General features: G+C 71.0%; 15 protein-coding genes. 12 read left to right on the forward strand and 3 right to left on the reverse strand.

All coding sequences use genetic code 11. From position 1 onward, the window contains the following. Positions 1–62: 62 nt before the first annotated feature. The 3 genes from pruA to G6N10_RS19290 all read left to right on the forward strand — a co-directional run bounded on the left by pruA (position 63) and on the right by G6N10_RS19290 (position 4,332). Positions 63–1,694: an L-glutamate gamma-semialdehyde dehydrogenase gene (pruA, locus tag G6N10_RS19280; RefSeq protein WP_085092538.1), complete on the forward strand. Its 1,632-nt coding sequence runs from the start codon at positions 63–65 to the stop codon at positions 1,692–1,694. Then, positions 1,694–2,641, forward strand: coding sequence for a proline dehydrogenase family protein (locus G6N10_RS19285; protein WP_085092537.1), 948 nt, complete (start codon positions 1,694–1,696; stop codon positions 2,639–2,641). Before pruA ends, G6N10_RS19285 begins: the two co-directional genes overlap by 1 nt. Before the next feature lie 266 nt (positions 2,642–2,907). Next, positions 2,908–4,332: an acyl-CoA synthetase gene (locus tag G6N10_RS19290; RefSeq protein WP_085092536.1), complete on the forward strand. Its 1,425-nt coding sequence runs from the start codon at positions 2,908–2,910 to the stop codon at positions 4,330–4,332. A gap of 613 nt (positions 4,333–4,945) precedes the next feature. Here the strand turns inward: G6N10_RS19290 and dapD are convergent. Continuing rightward, positions 4,946–5,899, reverse strand: a complete 954-nt coding sequence (gene dapD, locus G6N10_RS19295; RefSeq protein WP_179962858.1) for a 2,3,4,5-tetrahydropyridine-2,6-dicarboxylate N-succinyltransferase — start codon at positions 5,897–5,899, stop codon at positions 4,946–4,948. Positions 5,900–6,007: 108 nt separating this feature from the next. Here dapD and dapE point away from each other — a divergent pair, with 108 nt between their 5' ends. The 8 genes from dapE (at position 6,008) to G6N10_RS19335 (ending at position 12,587) form a co-directional block, all read left to right on the forward strand. Further along, on the forward strand, positions 6,008–7,081 hold the full coding sequence (gene dapE, locus G6N10_RS19300; protein ID WP_085092534.1) for a succinyl-diaminopimelate desuccinylase: 1,074 nt from the start codon (positions 6,008–6,010) through the stop codon (positions 7,079–7,081). Next, complete coding sequence (locus tag G6N10_RS19305; RefSeq protein ID WP_085092533.1) at positions 7,078–7,635, forward strand: cytokinin riboside 5'-monophosphate phosphoribohydrolase; 558 nt, start codon at positions 7,078–7,080, stop codon at positions 7,633–7,635. The genes dapE and G6N10_RS19305 overlap by 4 nt, the downstream gene beginning before the upstream one ends. A gap of 42 nt (positions 7,636–7,677) precedes the next feature. Beyond that, complete coding sequence (gene fadD6, locus G6N10_RS19310; RefSeq protein WP_085092532.1) at positions 7,678–9,459, forward strand: long-chain-acyl-CoA synthetase FadD6; 1,782 nt, start codon at positions 7,678–7,680, stop codon at positions 9,457–9,459. Between the two features lie 36 nt (positions 9,460–9,495). After that, positions 9,496–10,371 (forward strand): dihydropteroate synthase, encoded by an 876-nt coding sequence (folP, locus tag G6N10_RS19315; protein WP_085092531.1) that lies wholly within the window; start codon positions 9,496–9,498, stop codon positions 10,369–10,371. Then, complete coding sequence (locus tag G6N10_RS19320; RefSeq protein ID WP_085092530.1) at positions 10,368–11,321, forward strand: glucosyl-3-phosphoglycerate synthase; 954 nt, start codon at positions 10,368–10,370, stop codon at positions 11,319–11,321. Before folP ends, G6N10_RS19320 begins: the two co-directional genes overlap by 4 nt. Positions 11,322–11,379: 58 nt before the next feature. After that, a complete protein-coding gene (locus G6N10_RS19325) occupies positions 11,380–11,691 on the forward strand; it encodes a DivIVA domain-containing protein (protein WP_085092544.1) in 312 nt (103 codons plus the stop codon). Continuing rightward, complete coding sequence (locus G6N10_RS19330) at positions 11,688–12,266, forward strand: DNA-3-methyladenine glycosylase I (protein ID WP_085092529.1); 579 nt, start codon at positions 11,688–11,690, stop codon at positions 12,264–12,266. The genes G6N10_RS19325 and G6N10_RS19330 overlap by 4 nt, the downstream gene beginning before the upstream one ends. A gap of 153 nt (positions 12,267–12,419) precedes the next feature. Beyond that, positions 12,420–12,587 carry a DUF3117 domain-containing protein gene (locus tag G6N10_RS19335; RefSeq protein WP_068532479.1) on the forward strand — a complete coding sequence of 56 codons (168 nt, stop codon included), beginning with the start codon at positions 12,420–12,422 and terminating at the stop codon, positions 12,585–12,587. A gap of 7 nt (positions 12,588–12,594) precedes the next feature. Here G6N10_RS19335 and glgA read toward each other — a convergent pair whose 3' ends face one another. Beyond that, on the reverse strand, positions 12,595–13,755 hold the full coding sequence (glgA, locus tag G6N10_RS19340) for a glycogen synthase (protein WP_179962859.1): 1,161 nt from the start codon (positions 13,753–13,755) through the stop codon (positions 12,595–12,597). A gap of 164 nt (positions 13,756–13,919) precedes the next feature. Between glgA and glgC the strand changes: the two genes are divergently transcribed. Continuing rightward, positions 13,920–15,134 (forward strand): glucose-1-phosphate adenylyltransferase, encoded by a 1,215-nt coding sequence (gene glgC, locus G6N10_RS19345; protein WP_163742604.1) that lies wholly within the window; start codon positions 13,920–13,922, stop codon positions 15,132–15,134. A 247-nt stretch (positions 15,135–15,381) separates the two neighbouring features. On the opposite strand, the gene G6N10_RS19350 is transcribed toward glgC, so the two are convergent. Then, the gene (locus G6N10_RS19350; protein ID WP_085100042.1) at positions 15,382–16,056 is read right to left on the reverse strand and encodes a methyltransferase family protein; all 675 of its coding nucleotides are present in this window, start codon (positions 16,054–16,056) and stop codon (positions 15,382–15,384) included. Positions 16,057–16,066: the final 10 nt, after the last annotated feature.

The raw sequence follows: 16,066 nt of genomic DNA on the forward strand, positions 1-16,066 counted from the left end.
GCGCGACAGTGTTATCTGATTAACCAAGGGTTGCCGACGCGCGGTGGGCGATCCTTATCGACATGGACGCCATCACCCAGGTACCCGGCCCGTACAACGAGCCCGTGCACGATTACGCCCCCGGCTCGCCCGAGCGTGCCCGGCTGCAGACCGCGCTGCGCGACCTGCAGGCCGCCGGCCCGATCGAGTTGCCGCACGTCATCGCCGGCAGGCACACGATGGGCGATGGCGCCCGGATCGACGTCGTGCAACCGCACGCGCACGCCAAGGTGCTCGGCACGCTCACCAACGCCGGTCACGACGAGGCCCGCGCCGCCGTGGCGGCCGCGATGGCCGCCCGCGCCGACTGGGCCGCGCTGCCCTTCGACGACCGCGCCGCGGTCTTCCTGCGGGCCGCCGATCTGCTGGCCGGGCCGTGGCGCGAACGCATCGCCGCGGCCACCATGCTGGGGCAGTCCAAGACCGCCTACCAGGCCGAGATCGACGCGCCCTGTGAGCTCATCGACTTCTGGCGGTTCAACGTCGCCTTCGCCCGCGACATCCTGGCCGACCAGCCGGCCAGCTCGCCGGGGGTGTGGAACCGCACCGACTACCGACCGCTGGACGGCTTCGTCTACGCCATCACCCCGTTCAACTTCACCGCCATCGCCGGCAACCTGCCGACCGCGCCGGCGCTGATGGGCAACACCGTGGTGTGGAAGCCGTCGATCACCCAGGGCTTCGCGGCCTACCTGACCATGCAGCTGCTGGAGGAGGCCGGGCTGCCGCCGGGGGTGATCAACCTCGTCACCGGCGACGGCCTGGCCGTCTCCGAGGTGGTGCTGGCCGACCCGCGGCTGGCCGGCATCCATTTCACCGGCTCGACCGCCACCTTCCATCGGCTGTGGCGCGAGGTCGGCGCCAACATCGATCGCTACCAGGGGTACCCGCGGCTGGTCGGCGAGACCGGCGGCAAGGACTTCGTCGTCGCGCACCCCAGCGCCGCGCCGGAGGTGCTGCGCACCGCGCTGATCCGCGGTGCCTTCGACTACCAGGGTCAGAAGTGCTCGGCGGCCTCCCGGGCGTTCATCCCGCGCTCGGTGTGGAACCTGATGGGCGACGATTTGCTTTGCGCCGTCGACGATTTGAGCTACGGCGATGTCACCGACCTGTCCAACTTCGGCGGCGCGGTGATCGACGAGCGATCATTCGCCAAGCAGGTCGCCGCGATCGAGCGGGCCAAGTCGGCGCCGGGGGTCACCATCGGCGCCGGCGGCGGCTACGACGACAGCGTCGGCTACTTCGTCCGGCCCACCGTGCTGGTGTCCGAGGATCCCACCGGCCAGGAGTTCGCCACCGAATACTTCGGGCCGATCCTGGCGGTGCACGTCTTCCCCGACGAGCAGTTCGAGGACATCCTCGGCGTGGTCGACACCGGATCGGCCTACGCGCTGACCGGCTCGATCATCGCCGAGGACCGCTACGCGGTGGAAACCGCTTCCCGCGCACTGCGATTCGCCGCCGGGAACTTCTACATCAACGACAAGCCCAGCGGCGCGGTGGTCGGGCAGCAGCCGTTCGGTGGTTCGCGGGCCTCGGGCACCAACGACAAGGCCGGCTCGTCACTGAACCTGCTGCGCTGGACCTCCGCGCGCTCGATCAAGGAGACCCTGGTGCCGCCGCGCAACCATCGTTACCCGCACATGGGTGCCTGATGGGACTGTTCGGCGCGGCGGCCCGCCCGGCGATCCTGGCCGCCGCCCGCTCGGCCCGGCTGCGGCGGGTGTCCGAGCGGCTGCCCGTCACGCGCAAGGTGGTGCACCGGTTCGTTCCCGGCGAGACGGTGGCCGATGCCGTCAATGCCGTTGCGGCGCTCCGGGAGTCGGGCTGCTACGCGACGGTGGACTTCCTCGGCGAGGACACCGTCGACCCGGCCGCGGCGACGGCGACCGTGCAGGCCTACCTGCAGCTGCTGGACGCGCTGGCGGCGCGGGGTCCGGCTGGGCCGCGGCCGCTGGAGGTGTCGCTGAAACTGTCCGCGCTGGGGCAGGCGCTGCCGCGCGACGGCGAGAAGATCGCCCTGGACAACGCCCGGGTGATCTGCGCGCGGGCCGCCGAGGCCGGCGTCTGGGTGACCGTCGACGCCGAGGACCACACCACCACCGACTCCACCCTGGGCATCGTCGCGGAGCTGCGGGCCGAGTGGGACTGGGTCGGCACCGTGCTGCAGGCCTACCTCAAGCGCACGCACGCCGACTGCCGGCAGCTCGCCGGGACGCGGATCCGGCTGTGCAAGGGCGCCTATGACGAGCCGGAGTCGGTCGCCTACCGGGCCGCCGAGCAGGTGAGCGCCAACTACCTGGACTGCCTGCGGGTGCTGATGGCCGGGTCCGGCTACCCGATGGTCGCCTCGCACGATCCGGCGATCATCGCCGCGGTGCCGGGGCTGGCCGCGCAGTATGGGCGCGGAGCCGACGATTTCGAGTACCAGATGCTCTACGGCATCCGGGGGTCCGAGCAGCTGCGGCTGGTGAACAACGGCGCGCACGTGCGGGTGTACGTGCCGTTCGGGACGCAGTGGTACGGCTATTTCGTGCGCCGGCTGGCCGAGCGGCCCGCGAACCTGACGTTTTTTCTGCGCGCGCTGGCCGAGCGGGCCTGACGGGGGTATTGCGGGGCTTTCCCCTTTTTGCCGCGAGCGCTCACCTGTGGACGCAGTTCTGGGCGTGGCGCGTACGCCGTTGCACCCTGGCGCGGGGCTGCCGAGCCGAGCGCGCACTCTTGGACGCCCCCATCGGTGTGTCCCGTACACAGTTGCGCGCTGGGCGGAAGGGGCGGGCGGAAGGGGGTGGGCGGAAGGGGGTGGGCGGAAGGGTGCGTCCGCTAGGGGGCGGGTGCGCGGCAGCGCGGGGCGGGTAGCTTCGGGATGTGCTGTTGGCCTCTCTGAACCCGGCTGCCGTCGCCGCCGGTGCCGATCTGCCCGACGCCGTCACCATCGACGGGACCACCCTGAGCCGAAGCGACCTCGTCGGCGCCGCGACCTCGGTGGCCGAACGCGTCGCGGGACTATCCCGGGTCGCGGTGCTGGCGACGCCGTCGGTGAGCACGGTGCTGGCGGTGGTGGGCTGCCTGATCGCCGGGGTTCCCGTCGTCCCGGTGCCCGCCGACGTCGGCGCCACCGAACGCGCCCACATGCTGACCGATTCCGGTGCGGTGGCCTGGCTCGGCGAAGCGCCCGAGCAGCCCGGCGGCCTGCCGCACATCCCGGTCCGGCTGTACGCGCGGTCGTGGCACCGCTACCGGGAGCCGGACCCGGCTGCGGTGGCGCTGATCATCTACACCTCCGGGACCACCGGCCTGCCCAAGGGGGTGCCGATGCGGCGCGCCCAGATCGCCGCCGACATCGACGCGCTCGCGGCCGCCTGGGCCTGGACCGCCGACGACGTGCTGGTGCACGGGCTTCCGCTGTTCCACGTGCACGGATTGGTGCTCGGCCTGCTGGGCTCGCTGCGGATCGGAAACCGGTTCGTGCACACCGGAAAACCGACGCCGCAGGCCTACGCCGCGGTTGCCGGGACGATGTATTTCGGGGTCCCGACGGTCTGGTCCCGCGTCGCCGCCGACCCGGAATCGGCGGCCGCCCTGCGCAGTGCGCGACTGCTGATCTCGGGCAGCGCCGCGCTGCCGACGCCGGTGTTCGACCGGCTGGTGGAACTGACCGGGCACGCGCCGATCGAACGTTACGGCAGTACCGAATCGATGATCACGCTGTCCACCCGCGTCGACGGCGAACGCCGTCCCGGCTGGGTCGGACTGCCGCTGGAGGGCGTGTCGACCCGGCTGGTCGACGAGGCCGGTGCCGCGGTGCCGTGCGACGGGGAGACCATCGGGCTCCTGGAGGTGCGCGGACCGATGGTGTTCGACGGCTACCTCAACCGCCCGGACGCCACCGCCGAGGCCTTCGACGACGGCTGGTATCGCACCGGCGATGTTGCCGTCATCGACGCCGACGGCATGCACCGCATCGTCGGCCGCGAATCGGTGGACCTGATCAAGACCGGCGGGTTCCGGGTCGGCGCGGGGGAGATCGAAACGACGCTGCTCGGGCACCCGGCGGTCGTCGAGGCGGCCGTGGTCGGGGTGCCCGACGACGAGCTCGGGCAGCGGATCGTCGCCTACGTGGTCGCCGCGAGTGACTCCTCGGTCACCGCCGAGGAGCTGACCGAACTTGTTGCCCAACAGCTTTCGGCGCACAAACGCCCGCGGGAGGTGCGGTTCGCCGATGCCCTGCCGCGCAACGCGATGGGCAAGGTCACCAAGAAACAGTTGATCGCCGAGGCGTCTACCGAGTGAGAAACCAGGGACGCTGCTGAGAAGTGTTGGCGACCGGGCTTATCGAGTGGGAACTCAGGGACGTTGGTGAGAAGCGTTGGCGGGCGGGTTCATCGAGTGAGAAACCAGGGACGCTGGTGAGAAGTGTTGGCGACCGGGCTTATCGAGTGGGAACTCAGGGACGTTGGTGAGAAGTGTTGGCGGCCGGGTTCATCGAGTGAGAACTCAGGGAGCTTAGTGAGAACTGCGGGACGTTAGTGAGAAGTGTGGACGGCGTCGTTCATCGAGTGAGAACTGAGGGACACGTTGTGCGAGTAGACCCCGCCACAATGTCTCACTCGATGAAATACGCCTACCTGAGTTCTCACCAACGTCCCTGAGTTCTCACCAGCCGCCAAGGTTTCTCATTCGATGACCCCGGCTGCCGAGAGTTCTCACCAACGTCCGTCAGTTCTCACTGGATGCCGCCGCGACTTCCCAAGCGATGACGGCGGCCGCCAAGCTTCCCCGGCGATGACGACAGGCCGCGATGACGACAGGCCGCCACTGCCCCGCCACTGCGCAGGCCGCGATGACGCCCGGCCGCCAGTCCCCGTCGATGACGACGGCCGGGCAACAAAGCCGACAGCCCCGCTCAGTTGGCGTGCAGGTCCTCGTTCAGCGCGATGCCCTGGCCGTCGCGGGCCACCACCTCGACCGCCCCGGACACCGAATTGCGCCGGAACAGCAGGTTGTTCGCGCCGGAGAGCTCGCGCGCCTTGACGGTACGGCCGTCGGCCAGCACCACCTTGGTTCCGGCGGTGACATACAGGCCGGCCTCGATCACGCAGTCGTCGCCGAGGGAGATGCCCAGGCCCGCGTTGGCGCCCAGCAGGCAGCGCTTGCCGACCGAGATCACCTCGGAGCCGCCGCCGGAGAGCGTGCCCATGATCGACGCGCCGCCGCCGATGTCGGAGCCGTCGCCGACCACCACGCCCGCCGAGATCCGGCCCTCCACCATCGAGGTGCCCAGGGTGCCGGCGTTGAAGTTGACGAAACCCTCGTGCATGACGGTGGTTCCGGTGGCCAGGTGCGCGCCGAGGCGCACCCGGTCGGCGTCGGCGATCCGCACGCCGGCGGGCAGCACGTAGTCGACCATCCGGGGAAACTTGTCGACGCCGTAGACGGTGACCTGGCCGCGGCGACGCAACCGGGCGCGCACCGTTTCGAAGCCGTCGACCGGGCAGGGGCCGTGATTGGTCCACACCACGTTGGTCAGCAGACCGAAGACGCCGTCCATGTTGGCGCCGTGCGGGGCGACCAGGCGATGCGAGAGCAGGTGCAGGCGCAGGTACACGTCGTGGGCGTCGACGGCCTTGTCGGCCAGATCGGCGATGACCACCTGGACCAGGACGGTCTCGGTGCCGCGGTCGGTGTCGTGGCCGACCAGCGACACCAGTTCGGCCGGCGCCTCGGCGGTGGACAGCCGCACCGTGCCGGCCTCCCCGAAAGAGCCCAGCTCCGGCGCAGGGAACCAGGTGTCCAATACCGAACCGTCGGCGGCCAGCGTTGCCACCCCGATGCCAAAAGCTCCAGTCACGAGGCCCAAGGCTAGCCGATCCGGACGAGGTCACGGCCGCGCACCGGCGCGACGGGGGAGCAGCCCGAGTGGGGGATCGGCTCCGCGGCGGCGGGCCGCGACACTAGCCTGATTCCTGTGCTGGACCTACACGCCGATCCCATCGACCTGACCGCCGCGCTGGTCGACATCCGCAGCGAATCCCGCGACGAGAAGCAGCTGGCCGACGCGGTCGAGGCGGCGCTGCGCGCCCAGACCCGCGGCTTCGAGGTCATCCGCAACGGCGACGCGGTGCTGGCCCGCACCAACCACGGCCACCGCAGCCGGGTGCTGCTGGCCGGGCACCTCGACACCGTCCCGATCGCCGACAACCTGCCCAGCCGCCGCGACGACGAGTTCCTGTGGGGCTGCGGCACCTCCGACATGAAGGCCGGCGACGCGGTGTTCCTGCACCTGGCCGCCACCATCGCCGAGCCCGCCCACGACCTGACCCTGGTGTTCTACGACTGCGAGGAGATCGAGGCCAGCGCCAACGGCCTGGGCCGGATCGAACGCGAGCTGCCGGACTGGCTGCGGGCCGACGTCGCGATCCTCGGCGAGCCGACCGGCGGCTACATCGAGGCCGGCTGCCAGGGCACGCTGCGGGTCGTCGTCGCGGCCGCCGGTACCCGCGCGCACAGCGCCCGATCCTGGATGGGCGACAACGCCATCCACCGGCTGGCCCCGGTGCTGGACCGGCTGGCGCAGTATTCGGCCCGCGAGGTCGACATCGACGGCTGCGTGTACCGCGAGGGCCTGTCGGCGGTGCGGATCGACGGCGGGGTGGCCGGCAACGTCATCCCGGACGCGGCCGCGGTCACCGTCAACTTCCGGTTCGCCCCGGACCGCTCCCCGGAGCAGGCGCTGGCGCACGTCACCGAGGTGTTCGACGGCCTGGACGTCACGATCGAGCTCACCGACTCGGCCGCCGGCGCGCTGCCCGGGCTGTCCCAGCCGGCCGCCGCGGCCCTGGTCGAGGCCGCCGGCGGCGCGGTGCGCGCCAAGTACGGCTGGACCGACGTGGCCCGGTTCGCCGCCCTGGGCATCCCCGCGGTCAACTTCGGTCCCGGCGACCCGAACCTCGCGCACCGCCGCGACGAGCGGGTGGAGCTGGCGCTGATCACCGACGGCACCGCGATGCTGCGCAGCTACCTGACCGGCGGCCCGGCGTGAGCAGGCCGTGGGCGGTCTGCGTGTACTGCGCCTCCGGGCCCGGCGACCCCGAGCTGCTGGCGCTGGCCGACGCCGTCGGCCGCGCCATCGCCGAGCGCGGCTGGTCGGTGATCTCCGGCGGCGGCTCGGTCTCGGCGATGGGCGCGCTGGCCGACGGTGCCCGGGCCCGCGGCGGGCACACCGTCGGCGTCATCCCCAAGGCGCTGCTGCACCGCGAGGTCGCCGACGTTCACGCCGACGAACTGCTGGTCACCGACACCATGCGGCAGCGCAAGCAGATCATGGAGGACCGCGCCGACGCGTTCCTCGCGCTGCCCGGCGGGATCGGCACCCTGGAGGAACTTTTCGAGGCCTGGACCGCCGGATTCCTCGGCATGCACGACAAACCCGTCGTCATCCTGGATCCGGGCGGGCACTACGACGGCCTGATGAGCTGGCTGCAGGGCCTGGTCGGTACCGGCTACGTCGCCCAGTCCGCGATCGACGCGTTGCCGGTGGTCCGCGACCTGGAACTGGCGCTGCAGCTGTGCGCCCCGCCGCCGGCCGCGCACTGACCGCTCCCGCGGGTTACCGGCGGGTTGGCTATCCTGGCGCGCATGTCAGCGTCTGATTCCCGCGCCAGTGTCGGCGTCCTCGACCTCGTGCGCCAACTGCCCAGCTTGGCCGCCGATCTGCCCGCCATCGTGCGCGGCGTCAGCACCGGAATCCTGGTCACCCCGACCTCGAAGACCTCGATCGGCAAGGTGTTCGAGGACCGCACCCGCAAATACGGCGACCGGGTGTTCCTGAAGTTCGGCGACCAGCAGTTCAGCTACGCCGAGGCCAACGCCGCGGCCAACCGGTACGCCTCGGTGCTCGCCGAGCGCGGCGTCGGCCACGGCGATGTCGTCGGCCTGCTGCTGCGCAACACCCCGCAGACCATCTTCGCGATGCTCGGCGTGGTCAAGTGCGGCGCGGTCGCCGGGATGCTCAACTTTCACCAGCGCGGCGACGTGCTGGCGCACAGCATCGGGCTGCTCAACGCGACGGTGCTGATCTCCGAGGCCGACCTCGTCGAGCACATCACCGAGTGCGGCGTCGACCTGCCCGACGGCGTCGTCGTCACCGTCGAGGAGTTCGACAAGCTGGCCGAGGGTCGCCCGGTCGGCAACCCGGCGTCGACCCAGGCCGTGCTGGCCAAGGACCCGGCGTTCTACATCTTCACCTCCGGCACCACCGGCAACCCGAAGGCGTCGGTGATGACGCATTCCCGCTGGCTCAAGGCGCTGGCCGGGTTTGGTGGGCTGGGCCTGCGGATGCGCGGCGACGACGTGCTGTACTCCTGCCTGCCGCTGTACCACAACAATGCGCTGACCGTCGGCATCGCCTCGGTGCTGAACTCCGGTTCGGCGCTGGCGCTGGGGGAGAAGTTCTCCGCGACCCGATTCTGGGACGACGTCATCCGGTACCGCGCGACGGCGTTCCTCTACATCGGCGAACTGTGCCGCTACCTGGTCAACCAGCCGGCCAAGCCGACCGACCGCGCGCACAACGTCCGGCTGATCGCCGGCAACGGGCTGCGCCCGGAGCTGTGGGACGAGTTCACCGAACGGTTCGGCATCGAGCGGGTCTGCGAGTTCTACGCCGCCAGCGAGGGCAACGCCGCGTTCATCAACGTGTTCAACGTCGACAAGTCCACCGGGTTCAGCTGGTTCCCGCTGTCCTATGTGGAGTACGACGTGGAGACCGGCGACCCGGTCCGCGACGCGGCGGGCCGGCTGCGCCGGGTGCCGGCCGGCGAGCCGGGCCTGCTGATCACCCCGGTCAACCGGCTCTCGCCGTTCGACGGCTACACCGACCCGGCGGCCAGCGAGAAGAAGCTGATCCGCAACGCGTTCAAGGACGGCGACGTCTGGTTCAACACCGGCGACGTGATGCGGCCGCAGGGCATGGGCCACGCCGCGTTCGGCGACCGGCTCGGCGACACCTTCCGCTGGAAGGGCGAGAACGTGGCGACCACCGAGGTGGAGGCCGCGCTGACCGCCGACCCGCAGGTCGAGGAGTGCACGGTGTTCGGTGTGGAGGTGCCCAACACCGGCGGGCGCGCCGGGATGGCCGCGATCAAGCTGCGCGGCGGGGAGAGCTTCGACGGCATCGAGCTGTCGGAGACGCTGTACGCCAAGTTGCCCAACTACGCGATCCCGCTGTTCATCCGGGTGGTGGACTCCCTGGAGCACACCACCACCTTCAAGAGCCGCAAGGTCGACCTGCGCGAGGAGGCCTACGGCCCGCAGGTCACCGACCCGCTGTTCGTGCTGGGTGGGCGCCGCGAGGGTTTCGTGCCGTTCCACGACGCCTACCCCGGCGAGGTCGCGGCGGGCGTCAGCCCGAAGCCGTAGCGGCCGTCTCGTAGCCTGGTAGCCGTGACAGCACCGGTGCGCGCGACCTTCCTGGGTAAGCCGGTCGCCGGCGACCGGGCGCTGATCATGGCGATCGTCAACCGCACCCCGGACTCGTTTTTCGACCGCGGCGCCACCTTCACCGACGAGGCCGCCAAGCAGGCCACCCACCGCGCGATCGAGCAGGGCGCCGACGTCATCGACGTCGGCGGGGTGAAGGCCGGGCCGGGGCAGGTGGTCGGGCCCGCCGAGGAGATCGCCCGGGTGGTGCCGTTCATCGAGTGGCTGCGGGCGCGCTACCCGGAGCAGCTGATCAGCGTGGACACCTGGCGCGCCGAGGTTGCCACGCTGGCCTGCGCGGCCGGCGCCGACCTGATCAACGACACCTGGGCCGGGGCCGATCCGGGCCTGCCGGAGGTGGCCGCCGAGTTCGGCGCCGGGCTGGTCTGCTCGCACACCGGGCACGCCATCCCGCGGACCCGGCCGTTCCGGGTCAACTACGGGATCACCGAGACCGGGGTGCTCGACGACGTGATCGCCGCGGTCACCGGCGCGGCGGAAAAGGCCGTCGCCGCCGGGGTGCGCCGGGACGCCATCCTGATCGACCCGACCCACGATTTCGGCAAGAACACCCACCACGGGCTCGCTCTGTTGCGGGGCGTGAAAGATCTTGTTAACACCGGATGGCCGGTGCTGATGGCGCTGAGCAACAAGGACTTCGTCGGGGAGACTCTGGGGGTGGACGTCACCGAACGCCTGGAGGGCACGCTGGCCGCGACGGCGCTGGCCGCCGCCGACGGCGCCCGGATGTTCCGGGTGCACCAGGTCGACCCGACCCGCCGGGTGCTGGAAATGGTCGCCTCGATCCGGGGCCTGCGCGCCCCGGCCCGCGCGGTCCGGGGGCTGGCATGACCACCACCCCCGCCCCCGACCGGTTCCACCTCGACGACGCCGCGCAGCGCTGGATGACCACGCACAGCTGGAACCGGCCGACCTGGACCGTCGCGGAGCTGACCGAGGCCAAGGCCGCCGCCGGCCAGACGGTGTCGGTGGTGCTGCCGGCGCTGGACGAGGAGGACACCGTCGGCGCGGTGGTGGACAGCATCGCGCCGATGCTCGGCGGCCTGGTCGACGAGCTGATCGTGCTGGACTCCGGCTCCACCGACGACACCGGGATCCGGGCGGTCGCCGCGGGCGCGCGGGTGATCAGCCGGGAGCAGGCGCTGCCGGAGCTCGCGCCGCAGCCGGGCAAGGGCGAGGTGCTGTGGCGGTCGCTGGCCGCGACGACCGGGGACCTGATCGTGTTCGTCGACGCCGACCTGATCGACCCGGACCCGATGTTCGTGCCGCGACTGCTCGGGCCGCTGCTCACCGGCGCCGGGATTTCGCTGGTCAAGGGCTATTACCGGCGGCCGCTGAAGATCAGCGGCAGCGAGGACGCGTCCGGCGGCGGCCGGGTCACCGAGCTGGTCGCGCGGCCGCTGCTGACCGCGCTGCGCCCCGAGCTGGGGCTGCTGCTGCAGCCGCTGGGCGGGGAGTACGCCGGGACCCGGGAACTGCTGACCGCGCTGCGGTTCGCGCCCGGCTACGGGGTGGAGATCGGGCTGCTGATCGACGCCTACGACCGGCTGGGGCTCAACGCGATCGCGCAGGTCAACCTCGGGGTGCGGGCGCACCGCAACCGGCCGCTGACCGAGCTGGGCGCGATGAGTCGGCAGGTCATCGCGACGCTGCTGTCGCGCTGCGGCGTCGCCGATTCCGGGATCGGGCTGACCCAGTTCTTTGCCGACGGCGACTCGTTCACCCCGCGGACCACCGAGGTGTCGCTGGCCGACCGGCCGCCGATGAACACGCTGCGCTGAGGCCGGTTTGCCGGCCGGGCCGGTGGGCGTTGTCGGCGGCATCGGGCAGGATGACGGGGTGACGTTGGTGCTGCTCTACCTCGTTGTCCTGGTGCTGGTCGCCGCCGTGCTGTTCGGGCTGGCCACCGTGCTGTTCGGCCGCGGCGAGCCGCTGCCACCGCTGCCGCGCGGCACCACCGCGACCACGCTGCCGGCCTCCGGGGTCAGCGGCGCCGACGTCGACGCGGTCAAGTTCACCCAGGCGCTGCGCGGCTACAAGACCAGCGAGGTGGACTGGGTGCTGGAACGGCTGGCCACCGAACTGGATTCGCTGCGCGGTGAGCTGGACACCCTGCGCGCCCTGCACGACGCGCAGGAACCTGCGCAGTGAGCGCTGCCGAACCGGTGCGCTGCGGCTGGGTCGTCGGCGGCCCGCAGATCTACCTGGACTACCACGACCGGGAGTGGGGCCGACCGCTGCGCGGCACCCGGGAGCTTTTCGAGCGGATCGCGCTGGAGTCCTTCCAGAGCGGCCTGTCCTGGCTGACCATCCTGCGCAAGCGGGACAACTTCCGGGCGGCGTTCGCCGGGTTCGACGTCGAGGCCGTCGCCGGGTTCGGTGACGACGATGTGACGCGGTTGCTGGGCGATGCCGGGATCGTGCGGAACCGGGCCAAGATCGAGGCCACCGTTGCCAATGCGCGGGCGATCGCCGGGCTGGACACCGATCTGACCGAGCTGCTGTGGTCGTTCGCGCCACCGGCGCGCCCCCGGCCGGCGGCGTTGTCCCAGGTCCCGGCGGTGACCGCGGAATCCACCGCGATGGCCAAGGAACTCAAGCGCTGCGGCTTCCGGTTCGTCGGGCCGACCACGGCGTACGCCCTGATGCAGGCCACCGGGATGGTCGACGATCACCTGCGGGACTGCTGGGTGCCCGTCACACCGGCCGCGGGCCCGATCGAGTGAGGGAACCGCCCGGGCGACGGTGGCGCTCGGGCGCGGTTGTGCGGCGATCGGGTGGGCACTGCGGACGCGCTGGCGTCGATAGGGAAGAATGGTAGATCGAAGACGGCCAGGAACTGCGATGGCGGTTCGGCCAGCGATCGGAGGGAGTGCTCGATGGCGGCGATGAAGCCCCGTACTGGTGATGGTCCGCTCGAAGCGACCAAGGAAGGGCGCGGCATCGTGATGCGGGTACCACTGGAAGGTGGCGGACGCCTGGTCGTCGAGCTGACCCCGGATGAGGCCGCCGCCCTCGGCGAGGAACTCCGCGGCGTCACCAGCTAGCGCTGCGTCAGCCCGCGACCGCGCGGTAGATCTGCAGGGTCTGCTCGGCGATCCGGGCCCAGGAGAACTCGTCGATGCAGCGCTGCCGGCCGGCGGCGCCGTACCGCACCGCCCGCGCCGGATCGTTGACCAGCGCGTTGACCGCGTCGGCGATCCCCGCCTCGAACGCCGCGGCGTCCTCGGGGGTGTAGCGCACCAGCGTCCCGGTGACGCCGTCGTCGACAACCTCGGGGATGCCGCCGACCGCGGAGGCCACCACGGCCGTCCCGCAGGCCATCGCCTCCAGGTTGACGATGCCCAGCGGCTCGTACACCGACGGGCAGACGAACACCGCCGAGGCCGACAGGATCTCCCGGATCTTGGCCGTCGGCAGCATCTCCTGAACCCAGAAGACCCCGGGGCGCGACGCCGACAGTTCCGCGACCGCGCCGGCGGTTTCGGCGGCGATCTCGGGGGTGTCCGGCGCGCCGGCGCACAGCACCAGCTGCACCTCGGGGTCGAACCGGTGCGCGGCGGCGACCAGGTGCTTGACGCCCTTCTGCCGGGTGATCCGCCCGACGAACGACGCGATGGGCCGGGACGGATCGACGCCGAGTTCGGCGAGCACCGAATCCGCACCCGGTTCGACCGGGTACCACACGGCGGTGTCGATGCCGTTCTTCACCACGTGCACCCGCTCGGGGTCCAGCCCCGGGTAGACCGCCAGCACGTCGTCGCGCATGCCGGAGCTGACCGCGATGACCGCCGCGGCCGCCTCCATCGCGGTCTTCTCCACCCAGGACGAGATCCGGTAGCCGCCGCCGAGCTGCTCGGCCTTCCACGGCCGCATCGGCTCCAGGGAATGCGCGGTCACCACGTGCGGGATGCCGTAGAGCAGCGAGGCCAGGTGCCCGGCCATCTCGGCGTACCAGGTGTGTGAATGCACGACGGTCGCGGCGCCCGCCGCGTTCGCCATCACCAGGTCGGTGGACAGGGTGGAGATCGCGGCGTTGGCGTCGGCCAGCGCGGGGTCGGGCTGGTGCACGAACGCGCCGTCGCGCGGCGCGCCCATGCAGTGCACGTCGACCTCGCAGAGCTGGCGCAACTGCGCGACGAGTTCGGTGACGTGCACCCCCGCGCCCCCGTAGACCTCCGGTGGATACTCCCGAGTCATCATCGCCACGCGCATATCGGTGACGGTAGCCGAACTCCCGCCGGAGGCGAAGGGGTGCTTTGGATCCCGTCGCGCCGCGGCGGCACGAGCTTCGGCAAAGGTCCCCGACAGGTGGCTGAATGACCCGAAATCCGGGCAATGGCTGGCCGCATCATGACGGGGCCGATAGGTTGGTTCGCATGAGGGACGCGGCGCATGTGCTTGGGATCGTGCTGGCCGGCGGCGAGGGGAAACGTCTCTACCCGTTGACCGCGGATCGCGCCAAGCCCGCGGTGCCCTTCGGCGGTGGCTACCGGCTGATCGACTTCGTGTTGTCGAACTTGGTCAACGCGCGCTACTTGCGGATCTGCGTTCTCACGCAATACAAGTCGCATTCACTTGACCGACACATTTCGCAGAACTGGCGACTGTCCGGCTTGGCGGGGGAGTACATCACCCCGGTTCCCGCGCAGCAGCGGCTCGGCCCGCGCTGGTACACCGGCTCGGCCGACGCGATCTACCAGTCGATGAACCTGATCTACGACGAGGATCCGGACTACATCGTCATTTTCGGCGCCGACCACGTGTACCGGATGGATCCGGCGCAGATGGTGGACTTCCACATCGCCTGCGGCGCGGGGGCGACCGTCGCCGGGATCCGGGTGCCGCGCAAGGAGGCGTCGGCGTTCGGCTGCATCGACGCGGACTCCTCGGGCCGGATCCGCGGTTTCGTGGAGAAGCCGGCGGACCCGCCGGGCACCCCCGACGACCCGGAGCAGACCTTCGTCTCGATGGGCAACTACGTGTTCACCACGAAGGTGCTGATCGACGCGATCAAGGCCGACGCCGACGACGACCATTCCGACCACGACATGGGCGGCGACATCATCCCGCGGCTGGTCGCCGAGGACATGGCGGCGGTGTACGACTTCAACGACAACCAGGTGCCCGGGGCGACCGAGCGCGATCACGGCTACTGGCGCGACGTGGGAACCCTGGACGCGTTCTACGACGCGCACATGGACCTGGTGTCGGTGCACCCGATCTTCAACCTGTACAACCGGCGCTGGCCGATCCGCGGCGGCGCGGAGAACCTGGCGCCGGCCAAGTTCGTCAACGGTGGCGCGGCGATGGAGTCGGTGGTCGGCGCGGGCAGCATCGTGTCGGCGGCCTCGGTGCGCAACTCGGTGCTGTCGAGCAACGTCGCGATCGACGACGGCGCGATCGTCGAGGGCAGCGTGCTGATGCGGGGGGTGCGGGTCGGCCGCGGCGCCGTGGTCCGGCACGCGATTCTGGACAAGAACGTCGTCGTCGGGCCGGGCGAGATGGTCGGGGTGGACCTGGAGCGCGACCGGGAGCGGTTCTCGGTCAGCTCCGGCGGGGTCGTCGCCGTCGGCAAGGGCGTCTGGATCTAACGCGGGCTGCGGGCCTCCCCTCTGCGGGGCTGCCCCTTTGCCGGGCTCTCTCTGCCGCGACCGCTCACCTGTGTACGCGCCACGCCGTTGGGGGCGTACACAGCTGAGCGCTGGCGCGGGAACGTTTTGCTGAGCTCTCACCTGTGTACGCGCCACGCCGTTGGGGCTGTCCACAGGTGAGCGCTCGCGGCAAAGGGGGGCGGGGGCAAAGGGGGGCGGCGGCAAAGGGGCGCGGGAAAAGGGGGCCTCACCAGATGCCGGGGAGTAGCCGGCTGCGCACCCGCTGGGTGTAGTCGACGTAGCCGGGCAGGTCGGTGCGCAGCAGGGTCTCCTCGTCGACGGTGCGCACCACCAGCGAGAGCACCGCGGGGACGGCCGGCAGCAGCGCCCAGTAGGAGCCCAGCGCCAGCGGGCAGCCGATGCACATCAGCACCGCGCCGCTGTACATCGGGTGCCGCACCACCGCGTACATGCCGGTGGACACCAACTGCTGGCCGGACTCGATGGTGATGATGGCCGCCGCCCAGGAGTTCTGCACCACCACCCAGATGGCGATCCCCAGACCGACGGCAAGCAGCACGATCCCGACGATGCACAGCCAGGTGGGCACCCGGGACCAGCCGAAGCGGTGATCGAACCCGCCGACCACCAGGAACGCCAGGAAGGACAGCTGCAGCACGCCCACGGCCAGCTTCTGGACGCCGCGGGTCTCGGCGGTCGGGCCCGAGCGGATCCGGCGGGCCAGCACGTCGGGCCGACGGGTGATCAGGTAGACGGTGTACGGCAGCGAGAGCCCGATCATCACGGCGATGACGGCCCAGCCCTGCCAGTAGTCGAAGGTGCCTGCCGGCCAGAACAGTAACGCCGCGAACAGGGCGAAGCCGGCCAGGGTGTAGGCGATGGTGCGCAGCGTCATGGTCATCTCCGTGGCT

The sequence above is a fragment of the Mycolicibacterium fallax genome, from assembly GCF_010726955.1.
Classification (GTDB): domain Bacteria; phylum Actinomycetota; class Actinomycetes; order Mycobacteriales; family Mycobacteriaceae; genus Mycobacterium; species Mycobacterium fallax.

Coding starts and splice junctions, on each gene's coding strand:
- G6N10_RS19285 (WP_085092537.1), top strand. CDS start 1,694: ATGGGACTGTTCGGCGCGGCGGCCCGCCCGGCGATCCTGGCCGCCGCC.
- G6N10_RS19320 (WP_085092530.1), top strand. CDS start 10,368: ATGACCACCACCCCCGCCCCCGACCGGTTCCACCTCGACGACGCCGCG.
- G6N10_RS19335 (WP_068532479.1), top strand. CDS start 12,420: ATGGCGGCGATGAAGCCCCGTACTGGTGATGGTCCGCTCGAAGCGACC.
- pruA (WP_085092538.1), top strand. CDS start 63: ATGGACGCCATCACCCAGGTACCCGGCCCGTACAACGAGCCCGTGCAC.
- glgA (WP_179962859.1), bottom strand. CDS start 13,755: ATGCGCGTGGCGATGATGACTCGGGAGTATCCACCGGAGGTCTACGGG.
- glgC (WP_163742604.1), top strand. CDS start 13,920: ATGAGGGACGCGGCGCATGTGCTTGGGATCGTGCTGGCCGGCGGCGAG.
- fadD6 (WP_085092532.1), top strand. CDS start 7,678: ATGTCAGCGTCTGATTCCCGCGCCAGTGTCGGCGTCCTCGACCTCGTG.
- G6N10_RS19350 (WP_085100042.1), bottom strand. CDS start 16,056: ATGACCATGACGCTGCGCACCATCGCCTACACCCTGGCCGGCTTCGCC.